The 13,753-nt window shown below is 37.5% G+C and carries 13 protein-coding genes; 3 read left to right on the top strand and 10 right to left on the bottom strand.

Annotated elements, in window-relative coordinates; genetic code table 11:
• Nucleotides 1–348 precede the first annotated feature (348 nt).
• Nucleotides 349–1,167: a GNAT family N-acetyltransferase gene (locus FG382_RS13420; RefSeq protein ID WP_244950535.1), complete on the top strand. Its 819-nt coding sequence runs from the start codon at nt 349–351 to the stop codon at nt 1,165–1,167.
• A gap of 49 nt (nt 1,168–1,216) precedes the next feature.
• Here the strand turns inward: FG382_RS13420 and FG382_RS13415 are convergent, their stop codons facing one another.
• The 3 genes from FG382_RS13415 to FG382_RS13405 form a co-directional block, all read right to left on the bottom strand.
• The gene (locus tag FG382_RS13415; RefSeq protein ID WP_142539397.1) at nt 1,217–1,801 is read right to left on the bottom strand and encodes a DNA-3-methyladenine glycosylase; all 585 of its coding nucleotides are present in this window, start codon (nt 1,799–1,801) and stop codon (nt 1,217–1,219) included.
• Between the two features lies 1 nt (nt 1,802).
• A complete protein-coding gene (locus FG382_RS13410; protein ID WP_142539396.1) occupies nt 1,803–3,074 on the bottom strand; it encodes an acetyl-CoA hydrolase/transferase family protein in 1,272 nt (423 codons plus the stop codon).
• Nucleotides 3,075–3,185: 111 nt separating this feature from the next.
• Complete coding sequence (locus FG382_RS13405; protein WP_142539395.1) at nt 3,186–4,397, bottom strand: MFS transporter; 1,212 nt, start codon at nt 4,395–4,397, stop codon at nt 3,186–3,188.
• A 328-nt stretch (nt 4,398–4,725) separates the two neighbouring features.
• Between FG382_RS13405 and thrC the strand changes: the two genes are divergently transcribed.
• Nucleotides 4,726–5,781: a threonine synthase gene (gene thrC, locus FG382_RS13400; RefSeq protein WP_142539394.1), complete on the top strand. Its 1,056-nt coding sequence runs from the start codon at nt 4,726–4,728 to the stop codon at nt 5,779–5,781.
• Complete coding sequence (thrB, locus tag FG382_RS13395) at nt 5,778–6,701, top strand: homoserine kinase (RefSeq protein WP_142539393.1); 924 nt, start codon at nt 5,778–5,780, stop codon at nt 6,699–6,701. The genes thrC and thrB overlap by 4 nt, the downstream gene beginning before the upstream one ends.
• Nucleotides 6,702–6,730: 29 nt before the next feature.
• Here thrB and zupT read toward each other — a convergent pair whose 3' ends face one another.
• The 7 genes from zupT to FG382_RS13360 all read right to left on the bottom strand — a co-directional run bounded on the left by zupT (nt 6,731) and on the right by FG382_RS13360 (nt 13,396).
• Nucleotides 6,731–7,540: a zinc transporter ZupT gene (gene zupT, locus FG382_RS13390; protein ID WP_142539392.1), complete on the bottom strand. Its 810-nt coding sequence runs from the start codon at nt 7,538–7,540 to the stop codon at nt 6,731–6,733.
• An 86-nt stretch (nt 7,541–7,626) separates the two neighbouring features.
• Nucleotides 7,627–8,274 carry a uracil-DNA glycosylase gene (locus tag FG382_RS13385; protein WP_142539391.1) on the bottom strand — a complete coding sequence of 216 codons (648 nt, stop codon included), beginning with the start codon at nt 8,272–8,274 and terminating at the stop codon, nt 7,627–7,629.
• A gap of 50 nt (nt 8,275–8,324) precedes the next feature.
• Nucleotides 8,325–8,936, bottom strand: coding sequence for a phosphatase PAP2 family protein (locus FG382_RS13380; protein ID WP_142539390.1), 612 nt, complete (start codon nt 8,934–8,936; stop codon nt 8,325–8,327).
• Nucleotides 8,937–9,562: 626 nt separating this feature from the next.
• A complete protein-coding gene (locus tag FG382_RS13375) occupies nt 9,563–10,606 on the bottom strand; it encodes a siderophore ABC transporter substrate-binding protein (RefSeq protein ID WP_142539389.1) in 1,044 nt (347 codons plus the stop codon).
• A 126-nt stretch (nt 10,607–10,732) separates the two neighbouring features.
• Nucleotides 10,733–11,500, bottom strand: a complete 768-nt coding sequence (locus FG382_RS13370) for an iron ABC transporter ATP-binding protein (RefSeq protein ID WP_142539388.1) — start codon at nt 11,498–11,500, stop codon at nt 10,733–10,735.
• Nucleotides 11,497–12,453 (bottom strand): iron chelate uptake ABC transporter family permease subunit, encoded by a 957-nt coding sequence (locus FG382_RS13365; RefSeq protein WP_142539387.1) that lies wholly within the window; start codon nt 12,451–12,453, stop codon nt 11,497–11,499. The genes FG382_RS13370 and FG382_RS13365 overlap by 4 nt, the downstream gene beginning before the upstream one ends.
• Entirely contained in the window at nt 12,440–13,396 is a 957-nt protein-coding gene (locus FG382_RS13360; RefSeq protein WP_142539386.1) for an ABC transporter permease, read from the bottom strand. The genes FG382_RS13365 and FG382_RS13360 overlap by 14 nt, the downstream gene beginning before the upstream one ends.
• Nucleotides 13,397–13,753: the final 357 nt, after the last annotated feature.

Here is a 13,753-nt window from a genome sequence, read left to right as displayed (position 1 = left end):
ACCCACACGATGTGGGTCACACAGACGTTGCAAAAGCTCTTTTATTTTGCGACGAGCTTTGCGCAGGAGCAACACGACGTTGCGTACTTAGTCTAGGATCATTTCATCGGGCGCATGCCAGCAGTCGATCTCCCACTTATCTTTTCGCTATTCTTAAAACTTGAAGTGGGAGTCTTACTGCCCGTTAATGCGGGATAAATATTGAAAAGTGGTACTTCTAGCTGAAGTATCACTTTTTTCGCGTCCACTAATCCACAGGTATTTTTTGACGTTTGAATATGCTTTAAGTAGTGTGCATAATTGGAGGGTAGTGCTATAATTAGCCTATAATTCTTTATCAAAGTAGAAATGAGTGAAGTTGTTACTATGACCAAACACTTTGAAAATAAATATATTCCGCTTGCCACCTTTTTCAAACAATTGACAAGTAAAGAAATTACTTTGACATTTAACGAAATAGAAGCGATTATCGGACAAGCTTTACCCAATGCTGCTTATTTAAGTAGTAGCTGGTGGAAAAAAACGAAGCCACCTGCTTTACATTATTTTGCATGGATGGATTCTGGTTACTCCATCCGAGATGTTGAGTTAGGAAAGTCCGTTCATTTCCATAGTGTTGTGCATGAAACAGATGAACGTATTGCCGATGAAAACAAACAAAAAGATATTCTAATTATTCGAGAGGCGGAGCTAGAAGACGCTCGTCCTTTTATCAAATTACAAGAAACCATTTTTTCAGAGACTGACTTTATGTTGTATGGGAAATCGGATATTCAAATGACCGTACAACGTATTCGAAAAAATTTCACTTCTTGGAAAAACGAATCCAATTCTATTCTTTTACTAGCCATTATGAATGGGCAATATGCAGGTTATGTTCAATTCACGGGAGGTCCCGCTCCACGTGCCCTACATAGAGCATCTGTTGTAATTGGTGTAACCCAAGAGTTCTCCAAAAAAGGAATCGCCTCTTCCCTCATGCTTCACGGGGAAAAATGGGCAAAAGAAGCTGGAATTTCTAAGCTTGAGCTTAGCGTTATAAAAGAAAACTTGAATGCTCAAAAGCTATATAGAAAGCTCGGCTTTGAAAATGAAGGTGACCGTAAAAATGCTCTTATTATTAATGGACATTTTGTTGATGAATACTATATGGGTAAACTAATTTAAAAAGATCGACCCAGGTAATTTAATGGGTCGATCTTTTATTATGAAGAACTTATCTTGTTTTTGATACAAATGGATTGCCAGTTTCCCAAAATCTATAAGGATAATGCACCGCTTCCCCGCTATTTTCAATCCCTATTCTTGGGCCTGCAGAAATGGCGGTTACTTTTTCCCCTTCTGTCAGATACAATGGTTTTTCCGTCCAATGCTTGCCATAGGATTCCATGGTAATTCCTAAGGCTTTTGTTAATTTACCTGGTCCATTCGTCCATTGCTTCATTGGTTGGTTTTTACGAAATTCCTTCATTAGTTCCATTCCTTCGATTGGTTCCACCGCACGTATTAAAATGGCATTAGGAGTATCAACAGGTGCTGCAACAACATTGATCAGCGTATGTGTGTGCATTTGATACGTATAGATCAGCCCTGGCTCACCGAACATTACTTCTGTTCGTTTTGTTCTTCTATTACCGAAACTATGAGCAGCTCTATCTTCCGGTCCCATATACGCTTCTGTTTCCACGATTTTACCGATGAGAAGTCCACTACTATGTTCGTGTACAATGTATTTACCTAATAAGTCTTTCGCTAAGTCTAAAGTCGGCTGATAAAAGAATTCTCTTTCCACTATGTTCAATTTAGATAAACCCCATTTTCTTTGCCTCAAAAGTTAATTCTTCTCTAAATTTCGGATGTGCAATCGAAATAAGCTGTTTTGCTCGTTCCGAAATAGGCTTACCGTACATTTTAGCAATACCATACTCCGTTACGATTGCGTCCACATCATTTTTAGAAGTTGTTACAACAGAACCCGGTGCTAAGCTCAGTTTGATACGTGAAATTTCATCGTTTTTAGCAGTAGATGTCATACACACAAATCCTTTTCCTTCTTTAGCAAATCGAACGCCACGTGCAAAATCTGCTTGTCCTCCAGTAGAGGAATAATATTTACCTGCAACGGTTTCAGATGCACATTGACCGAATAGATCGACCTCTGTGGTCGCATTAATAGATACGATACGCTCTTCTTTGGCAATTTCACGCGGATCATTGACGATACTTACCGGTAAAAATTGCACAGCTGGATTATTGTGTAAAAAGTTATAAATTTTATTGGAACCGTGTGCAAACGTTGCAATGATTTTTCCTTTATTCGTAAATTTTTGTGTACCGTCCACTGCACCTGCTTCCACTAAGTCAACAATTCCATCTACGAACATTTCCGTATGGATACCTAAATGTCGATGGTCTTTCAATAAACTCACTACTGCATTTGGAATCGAGCCTATCCCGATTTGTAATGTGTCCCCATTGTGAATTCTCTCCGCTACATATGTGGCAATTTGCATATCTTTTTCTCCAATAGGAGGCGCAGTTACTTCGAACAAAGGACGATCATTTTCTACAAAACCAGCAATTTGACTAATGTGAATTTGGTTTTCTCCAAATGTACGAGGCATATGCTCATTCACCTCTAGTATAAACGGAACAGTACCAATAAATTCACTTACGATGTCAGCTTGTGTACCTAAAGAGAAATAGCCGAACTCGTCCATTGGAGAGGCAACTGCCATAATCATTGATAGGTTTGTTGACTGTCTTAATATTCTGGGCATCTCATGAAAATGATTCGGAACAAGATCTACCAGCCCTTGGTAGAACATTTTTCGTGTAGCACCACTCAAAAAATAAGATACATGCTTAAGTTTACCTGGATATGCTCCTTCCATATAGGCTCTTTGTTGCAGTGCTAATAGCTGATGTATTTTCACGTTCTTTAAGCTATCCACATTTGCTTCTAGTATGTCGAGTAATTTATATGGTTCTCCATTTGTTAATGGAAGTATAATATCTGCTTCTTGTTCTATTAAATCGATTACTTGGCTATCTGATAGTTGTTTATATTTCATGTTAATTAGCACCTACAGCTTTCCATTTTACTTCTATCTTTCATTTTACTATGTTTTACTAACGTAAACAAAATAAAACCCGTCCCCTACTTTAGGAAACAGGTTTTACCGCTATTCAAGTTCTGTTTGTTTCGTCTCTGTACCAAGAAATAAAACGGATAATACGCCAATCACGATGGCACCACAGAAAATACCGAAAATATACCCTATCTCATACCCAGCTGCCACAAGAGAGCCAACCAATAGTGGTCCGAGAATACCACCGATACGTCCTACAGAAGCCGCCATACCTGAACCAGTTGCCCGAATAACGGTTGGGTATTGCTCTGGAGAATAGGCATATAAAGCTCCCCAAGCACCTAGGTTAAAGAAAGAGAGGAACATACCAGATATGATTAATAGCGCAGTCGTTTCTGCAGCCCCAAAAACAAAAGCACTGGCAGCTGTCCCAAGCAAGTAGGTAACTAATACAAACTTTCGTCCAGCTTTCTCAATTAACCATGCCGCTGAAAAGTATCCTGGCAATTGTGCTAAAGTCATGATTAACACATATTCAAAGCTTTTAATAAGTGTAAATCCTTTCATCACCATTACACTCGGAAGCCATAAGAACATCCCGTAGTATGAAAATACAACCATAAACCAAACAATCCAAAGCATAAGCGTTCGCTTTGCATACTTCCTCGACCAAACTTCTTGCATATTTTGCATGATGGATCTGGATTCTGTTTTCTTCGCTGTATATTGCGGTGAATCTGGTAATTTGATACGCAAATAAATAGCATAAAATGCAGGTAATGCTGTTATTAATAAAGCAATTCTCCAGCCGTAATCAGGAATGATAAAGTAAGCAATGAGTGCAGACACAATCCAACCAGCAGCCCAGAAGCTTTCCAATAGTACGACAACACGTCCTCTTTCTTTTGCTTCCACACTTTCAGATACAAGTGTAGAGGCAACTGGTAGCTCACCGCCAAGACCCATACCAACAAAGAAACGAAAGATTAAAAATACAACTAGACCAGTAGCTAGCGCAGATAACCCACTTGCAATCGAAAACATTAACAGCGTTAGCATGAATATCTTTTTCCGTCCTACTTTATCTGCAAAAACTCCAAACACAAGAGCTCCTACTGCCATTCCAATCGAGTTAATACTTCCTATCCAACCCATTTCTCCCGGTGTCAGATTCCATTCAACCGCGAGTGCTGCTATAACAAAAGATAATATACCCACATCCATCGCGTCGAACATCCAAGCAAGACCTGCAATGCCTAGTAATTTATTTTTAGATAGTGGTTTTTGAACATTTTTAGTAGTCATAGTTTACCCCTGTCTTTACACATGTAATGTTTAATGTTTACATGATTAGTATACCCATAGATTAAGGAACTTACAATAGTAAAATCAATTACACCTCGAGCGTAATTGATTCTAAACTTTAAATTGAGCTCGAGGCTTGCAGGACGTCGCGAACTCGGACTGGATTCCTCGACTTCTTACAAAATTTGTACATCCGCGGAGGCATTTTTTCCGTAGAGTTATTAACTCTTCAGAAAAATCTACTTGTTTTTTTCGCTTTATTACGGTAAAATGTCCATTATAGAAATACATATGTTTATTCAAGAAGAACAGAGAGGCGGATTACATCATGGCATGGCAAGGACTAATCGAACAATATAAAGAATTTTTACCTGTAACAGACAAAACACCTAAACTATCATTACACGAGGGAAATACGCCTCTTATTAAATTAGAAAACTTATCGAAAGAACTTGGAATCGAGCTTTATGGAAAAGTAGAAGGCGCGAACCCTACCGGTTCATTTAAGGATAGAGGGATGGTATTTGCTGTAGCAAAAGCTATAGAAGAAGGAAGCCAATGTGTTATTTGTGCATCTACTGGAAACACTTCTGCTGCCGCTGCTGCCTACGCTGCTCGCGCAGGCATAAAATCGATTGTTGTCATTCCAAAAGGAAAAGTGGCACTTGGCAAGTTGGCACAGGCATGTATGTATGGTTCCAAGATTATTGAAATCGACGGCAACTTCGATGATGCGTTACAAATCGTTCGTAAAGTTAGTGAAACATCACCGGTTGCGCTTGTTAACTCTGTAAATCCATATCGTTTGGAAGGACAAAAAACAGCTGCTTTTGAAATTGTAGATGCTCTCGGTTCTTCTCCTGATTATTTATGTATACCAGTTGGAAACGCTGGAAACATCAGTGCCTATTGGAAAGGTTTCAAAGAGTATGATGAAGTAAAACAGTCTGGCTTACCAAAAATGTTTGGTTTTGAAGCAGAAGGCTCTGCAGCAATTGTACAAGGTAAACCAATCGCTAATCCCGAAACAGTCGCTACTGCTATTCGTATTGGAAATCCAGCAAGCTGGGCACTAGCTGAAGCTGCTCGTGATGAGTCTGGTGGGTTAATCGATGCTGTTACGGATGATGAAATTCTACAAGCTTATCAAATGATTGCTAGTCGTGAAGGGATATTTGTTGAGCCAGGTTCCGCCGCTTCCTTAGCAGGAGTTATTAAATCAGTGAAAAGCGGTAAAATCTCTGCAGGAAGCAAAGTTGTAACTGTTTTTACAGGAAACGGTTTGAAGGATCCAGATACTGCGATGGAAGTTTCAACAGTTGACTTAGTATCATTAAAAAATGACGAAGACGAAATTCGCGCATATATTGAGGGTGTGCTATGAGTAAAAGATGGTCTATTTCCATTCCCGCAAGTACAGCGAACTTAGGACCTGGTTTTGATTCGATTGGGATTGCTTTGGATAAATACTTGGAGTTAGAGGTTGAACTAGCTTCTGCGTGGAAGATTGATAACTTATCCGAGAACTTACCGGACGTTCCCAACCCAAAAGACCATTTAATAATTCAAGCTGCCGAGAAAACAGCGGAATTATATGGTCAAAGCCTTCTCCCTTGCCATCTATCAGTGAAAAGTGAAATCCCACTCGCTCGTGGGATGGGGAGCAGTGCATCTGCCATTGTTGCGGGAGTTGAACTTGCCAATCAAGTACTTGAACTTGAGCTAACTGCACAAGACAAGTTAAAAGTGGCAACCTTAATGGAAGGTCATCCCGATAACGCAGCAGCTTCTATATTTGGTGGCTTTACTATTTCATCAAGTGCAGATAACGGAGAAATCCATGTGTTTCATGCATATCATATTGATGCTTCTTTTGTTTTATTTATTCCTAACTTCGAGCTAAAAACAGAAGCGGCTAGAAATGTACTACCAGATAGTTACACACGTCAGGTCTCCGCACAAGCAAGCGCAACTGCTAGTTTACTTACTGCTGCTTTTCTCTCTCAATCATTTGAGCAGGCTGGCGTATACATGGAGCAGGATTTGTTTCACGAACCATATCGTCTTGATCTGATCCCAGAGAGTAGAGAGATTAAGGTAGCAGCCAAAAATGCAGGAGCATTTGGTACTTGTATAAGCGGAGCAGGTCCTACCCTTCTTTCACTTGTTCAAAAAGGTTCAGAGCAGGAGTTCATTTCTAAGCTAGATGGGATTTTCCCTAACTTTCAGCTTGTACCAGTGGAGATGAACCGAACAGGGATTGTTGTAAAAAATAAAAATGGCAGTGCAGTCTTCTCTAATTGAGAACTGCACTGCTTTTTTAGCTTTTGCGTTTATGCCATTAATACTAAACTTAGTGCCATCACTAGCATTCCAGCTACTACACCATATATAGAAGAATGTGTTTCATCGTACTTTTTAGCTGCCGGTAGTAATTCATCTAAAGAAATGAACACCATAATACCTGCGACTGCAGCAAAAACTACTCCAAAAACAACCCCGTTTAAAAATGGCATTAATACTAAATATGCAACAAATGCTCCGACCGGTTCAGCAAGCCCTGAAAGAAAGGATAATTTAAATGCTTTTTTTCTATTACCAGTTGCATAGTATATCGGTACAGCTACAGCGATACCTTCCGGAATATTATGAATGGCAACTGCTATCGCAATTGCAATTCCTAAGCTAGGATCTTGCAATGCGGATGCAAATGTAGCAATACCTTCGGGGAAATTATGAATTCCTATTGCTAACGCAGTAAAGACCCCCATTTTCATCAGCTTCGTATACTCCGCATTAGAAGGTCCATTGTCCATGTCCTCTACACTTTTTACTTCATGTGGGTTTCCTATTTTCGGCAGTAAACGATCTACTATTGCAATAAAAATCATCCCGGCAAAAAAACCAACAATTGTCATCCAATACCCGTTTGTTGTACCGAGTTCTTCTGTTAACGAATCCTTAGCTTTCACAAATATTTCCACTAATGAGACATAAATCATTACTCCTGCAGAAAAACCTAATGCCATAGATAAAAACTTCGTATTTGTACGTTTCGTTAACAATGATAGTAAGCTACCTATCCCTGTTGCTAGACCTGCAAATAACGTAAGTAATAATGCAAAGACAACATTCCCGTCCACCTGTACCAACTTCTTTCTAAATAACGATTTTCATTTATTATACGCATTAAGTTTCCCATGTGCAATTCTTTTAGACTTAAGAAATTTTAATTTACTAAATCAATATATTGCCCTATTTTCGCCCAATCCTCTTCTAATATATCCCGATTGGAAGGACGATAAAATACAGCAGCGGGATGGTACGTTGGAATGATTAAATACTTTTCCTCAGACCATATAAATTTATTTTCTTCTAGCGACGCTAAATGCTGTACCTCATGCTCGATTAACTGCCCATGTAAAGCAGATACTTTTGCATCTTTGCCAAGTAACCGTTGCAGTCCCACATTGCCTAACGTAACAATGACGACTGGCGCTATATGGGTTAGTTCATAATCGAGTACAGGTGCATGGGCAAATATTTCTTGTTTAGTAGGAGGACGATTGTATTTTTTCTTTGTTATTTCACCATTTCTTGTTTTCTTGTCTTTCCATATATACGGACGACTTCTCACCGCACTTGTCATATAGACGTTATCTCTTGTTAAACCGATGCTTGCAAGAGATTTCACTAATTCATCCCCTGCTCTGCCTACGAATGGCATACCTTGGACTGCTTCATTCTCACCTGGTGCTTCTCCTATTAGCAGGATAGTAGGATTTTTAGGTCCTTTCCCTCTCACAAAGCCTTCCACTGGAAATCCTTCTATTCTTTTTTTGCCAAGTGTGACTAGTTCATCCGGTAGTTCAAACATACTTCTTACACTCCTTTTGAAAAAATCCTTTCCAAGAGGAGGAAAGGATTCTAGGGACTATTCTTTTTAAAAATATTACTTCGAAACTCGTACCATAATACTACGAGGATAAACCATGTATACCCTGCCATCCAGCCTGCAAACACATCTGTAGCATAATGGCGACTTTCTGCAACTCTCGATAATCCGATGAGAACGGTAAGTATAAGTGCACCAATCCATATGGACACACGAACTTTTTTATTCGTTTGATGTTCGGCTAAGAGATAAGCAATCGTAAATATATACAATAATCCAACCATCGCATGCCCAGACGGAAAACTAAAGCTTTCTAGCTGATTCGGAATATCTGGACGCTCTCTTTCCACCCACTTTTTCATAAGCTGGTTGAGTACGTTCCCTACACCAACCGAAAACAATCCAAATAACATACCACGATAATTTTTCGAGCGTATCCATAAGTAGGCGAACAAGATTAACATCATAATGACTATAAATTTCTGTTCTCCTATATAATGAAATAACGTGATGAATTGGTTGCCATAAATAAGTTCGCTCATTTTACGATCCAGTTGCACCATTTCTTCTGATGTAAAAGTTATATATAATGCAGCAAATCCAAGTAGTGTTACAAGTCCAAGTGGATAAAACCATTTTTTCATTGTACCCCACTCCTCTCAAAATTATTCATGACAAAAGTATAGACTACATAAATACAATACACAATTGCAGGAAGCACTTGCTTGGTTCCAACTGTTCTTGATAAAAACCTGTTATTAGCGAATAGCTAAATCTGGTTGAATGAGATATAATGCTTCGAACGCGACAAAACCAATCTAGCGGATGCTCTTTTAGCAATAGAGCATAGATTGGCGGCTATTTACTACGCAATATCCCATAATACGAAGTATATCACTACATTCTTATCCATTTAATGACTAAGAGCAATCAATCAGTCATGGAAAGCAACCAAATTACTAGTGAAAGCCACCAAACGATCTTGTTTTAAACTTATAATATGAGAAGAAATAAAAAAAATCCACGAGGCTTAATTCCTTGTAGATTATTATACTTACAGCATTATTTAATTATTTATTCTACAATGGTATAGTTTGCATGCTCCATGTAAATACACATTCTGAAGTTGGTGGCCTTTTCCATGCCTCCAAATTACCGGCGAATGAACATTTGACCATAACAGTTCGCGACCTATAAAACCCTTAATATAAAAAAGTAAGGAGCTACCCTATTCGTATAAACGAATAGAATAGCTCCTTTTGAGGATAAATTATTTTAATTCATCTAAGATTTCTTGTAATTTAGCTGCTTCAGTTGTTACACCGTTGCTTGAGAAATACCAGTTCGTGCCATCTAAGTATACGATTTTGCCTTCTTTGTAAGCACGAGTTTGTTTAATAATATCGTTTTCGATATCTGCTTTAATCGTTGCTTCATCTGAAACTGTACGGTCAACGATTAATAATACTTCCGGGTCTACAGAAAGTACGGATTCATAAGAAAAGTCAGATCCGTGTGACGATGCTTTAATATCAGTTGTTGATGGTTTAAAACCGAAGTCATTATATACATAAGCGAAACGAGAATCTGCACCATTATCAAAGCCAGAGATTTTTTTGTCGTTATACATCGCAACTAATGCATTTTCATAGCCAGCGGCTTTTTCTTTTACAGCATCCACTTTTTCTTGTAATGCAGCTTTTAGCTCTTCCGCTTTATCAGCTTTATCAAAGATTTCAGCTGCTAGGTCAACTGTTTCATAAACTGCATCAATATAGTTCGTGTTATCCGAACCAATAAATACTACATTTGGCGTAATTTCTTTTAATTCTTCATAGTATGGAGCTTGTCGACCAGAGATAAAAATGATATCCGGGTCAGCAGCTGCTACTGCTTCGAAGTTGATTTCTTTTAATGTACCAACGTCTGTAATCTCATCGCTTGGTGCATATTTTTCTTTTAAGTGTTCTGGAATGTTTCCTTTACCGCCGTTAGCTGCTACACCTACGATACCTTCAACACCTAAAGCATCCAGTGTATCTAAGAACCCGTAGTCAAAAGAGATGATGCGCTCTGGCTCTTCCTCTAAAGTAATATCTTCAAATGTAATAGAAGCTCCTTCTTCTGTTTCACGATTCGTACTTAACGAAGATACTGTCATTGGGAATGCTGACTCTTCCGCTACCTCTTCTTTTTCTGTTTCTGTTGCTTGGTTTGTATCATCTGTTTTTGGTGTTTCTGCTTCCTCTGATCCACATGCAGCTAGCATTAATACTAACGCAGATGCAGCGGTTAAAAACTTCCAATTCTTCATGCTAAATTTCTCCTCCTAATATATCTTCCTTATTTGATAGTGATAATCATTATCAATTAACTAAGTCATATTCTAAATGAGTCTACTACAATTGTCAATCACTTTTAAATTTATAAAAAATTAATATCAATTATGTGAATTAAAATATACACAAATTCGACAACCATCCTGTACTTGAACAGGAATGTCCATATCATAAACTTCACGTAAAGCCGTTGAATTAATAATTTCATGCGTTGGACCATCTTTTACTAGACGTCCATTTTTCAACGCAACAATACGATCAGAATAGACAGAGGCAAAATTAATATCGTGCAATACGATAACAACCGTTTTACCTAATTCATCTACAAGTTTACGCAAGATTTTCATGATTTGAACAGAATGCTTCATATCTAGGTTGTTTAAAGGTTCATCGAGTAAAATATAATCAGTATCTTGCGCTATAACCATAGAAATAAATGCTCGCTGCTTTTGACCACCTGAAAGCTCATCTAAAAACTTATCTTGCATGTCAGTTAAATTCATATACTCTAACGCTTGGTCCACAAACTTATGATCTGCTTCGTTTAAACGACCTTTTGAATATGGATAACGTCCAAAAGAAACAAGCTCTCTAACCGTTAAACGAATGTTCAAATGGTTAGTTTGCTTTAAAATTGCTACACGTTTCGCAAATGAATCTGATTTCATTTTTTTTACATCTGATTGATCTAACAATACCTCACCAGTGTCCGCATCTAATAAACGACTTACCATCGATAATAACGTTGATTTCCCCGCACCATTAGGTCCAATAAAGGACGTAATGGCTTTTGCTTGGATTTTCAATGTAACATCTTCGACAACTGTTTTTTTCCCAAAGCTTTTAGAAAGCCCTTTAATCTCAATCATCCTGCTTTCCTACTTTCCTTTAGTAATAAGTAAATAAAGTAAAGACCACCGATAAAGTTGATAATTACACTAATCGTTGTAGATAAATGGAATACATGAAGCACTAAAAATTGTCCGCCGACTAATGCAATAATACTTATTAAACTTGCACCTACAATCAAGACCCAATGTTTATATGTAGCAAAATACTGATACGCTAAGTTGGAAACAATTAATCCTAAAAACGTAATCGGCCCTACTAAAGCTGTAGATACTGCAATTAAAATGGACGACAAAATTAATATACGTAAAACCATTTTGTCATAGTTGATACCTAAGTTAATGGCATTGTCACGTCCTAAAGACATAACATCTAACTTATGTAATATTCGTGTACCATAAAGAAACGCTAAAATTACAATACCTGCTGATATAAATAGCAGCTCTGTTTTGACGTTCATAAAGCTAGCAAACAATCGGGCCTGTAAGCTTTCATACTCTACTGGATCAATAATTACTTGCATAAAGGTAACTAAACTTCCAAGTAGTGTACCGATAATCATACCTGCTAAAAGTAATAAGAAGATCGGATGCTTATCTGCACGGAACAAGAAGCGATATAAAACTAAAGCAAATAAAACCATTGCAATAATAGACACGCCAAAGTTTAAGTATCGGCTGACAACAAAGATCGAAGACGATCCTAAAGAAAAGTAAATAATCGTTTGAACGATCTCATACATGGAGTCAATTCCCATAACCGATGGTGTTAATAATCGATTGTGGGTTACGGTTTGAAATGCCACTGTCGCATAGGCAATTGCAGTACCGGTAATAACCATTGCAAATAATCGCTCTAAACGTTTCGGAAAAGCATAACTAAAACCACCTTGAATATTGTAAAACGCAAATAACAACATACATATGATAGCAATAACTGCCAATATAATTAGCTTCGTACTATTTTTTCGCATATGCTTTCCCCCTAAATAACATAATTAAGAAGATCGCACTACCGATTACTGCAACAGTTGTATTTACTGGAATTTCAAATGGATGTACGATTAAGCGGCTAATAATATCGCAGATTAACAAGAATGCTGCACCCATAAAAATAGTATGTGGAATAGTTTTACGTAAATTATCCCCCAAATATAGGGAAACAAGATTTGGTACAATTAACCCTAAAAATGGAATGACACCAACAGTTAAAATGACTGTCGTTGAAATAACAGCGACAATAATTAGTCCAATATTTAATACCGTTCGATAGCTTAAGCCTACATTTTTAGCAAAATCCTCACCCATACCTGCTACAGTAAATTTATTTGCATAGATATAAGCAATAATAATCGCCGGTACAGCTACGTAAAGAAGCTCATAACGTCCAGAGACAACTAGTGTGAAACTACCCTGGAAAAATGTATCTACGTTTTGTAAAATATCGGCTTCATATGCTAAGAAGGTAGATATTGCACCAACAATATTTCCATACATAATCCCGATAAGTGGAACAAATACTGCATCTTTAAACTTAATTCGTTCAAGTAATTGCATAAAAATAAATGTACCGATTAAAGCAAAAGCAAAACTGAAAACAATTTGCCCGATATAAGACATTCCGGTAAAGAATATCATGGATATAATAATTCCTAGTTTTGCTGCATCGAGCGTACCAGCCGTTGTTGGCGATACAAATTTGTTTCTACTTAAACTTTGCATAATTAAACCTGCAATGCCCATCCCTGCGCCAGCTAAAATAATAGCTAATAATCTTGGTAAACGACTAATTAAGAAAATTTGTGTTTCTAACGATTCCCAATTAAGCAAATCACTTGGCTTTATGTTAATCGCACCAATAAATAGCGAAATAAACGATAGGATGATTACTGCAATAATCAACATCCACAGTCTCATTTTAAACCCCATATTTCTTTTATTCTCAGTGAAAATTATTGCCAACACTGAGTATTCAATTTGTTTTACATAGAAGTTCTGATATTCTTATCCAGCAAGTACGCTGGAAAAACTTATCTTCCTCCGACAAAGGAAGATAAGGACAAAGTGCTACTGGATAGCTTTATTTATTTCTATCTATTAAGTCCTATTTAGGAGTTTACGATAGTGAAAATCATTATCATTTACTCACCCATTTTATTATAGCATCTTGCATATACAAGTCAACCAAAGAATGAAAACGGTTTTCAATTAACAATATACTATATATAAGATATGTTACTCTAATACAATCTTACTATAGATTAGATTAAAATT

Source organism: Psychrobacillus lasiicapitis (assembly GCF_006861795.1).
Classification (GTDB): domain Bacteria; phylum Bacillota; class Bacilli; order Bacillales_A; family Planococcaceae; genus Psychrobacillus; species Psychrobacillus lasiicapitis.
This window is presented reverse-complemented; position numbering and strand designations above follow the sequence as displayed.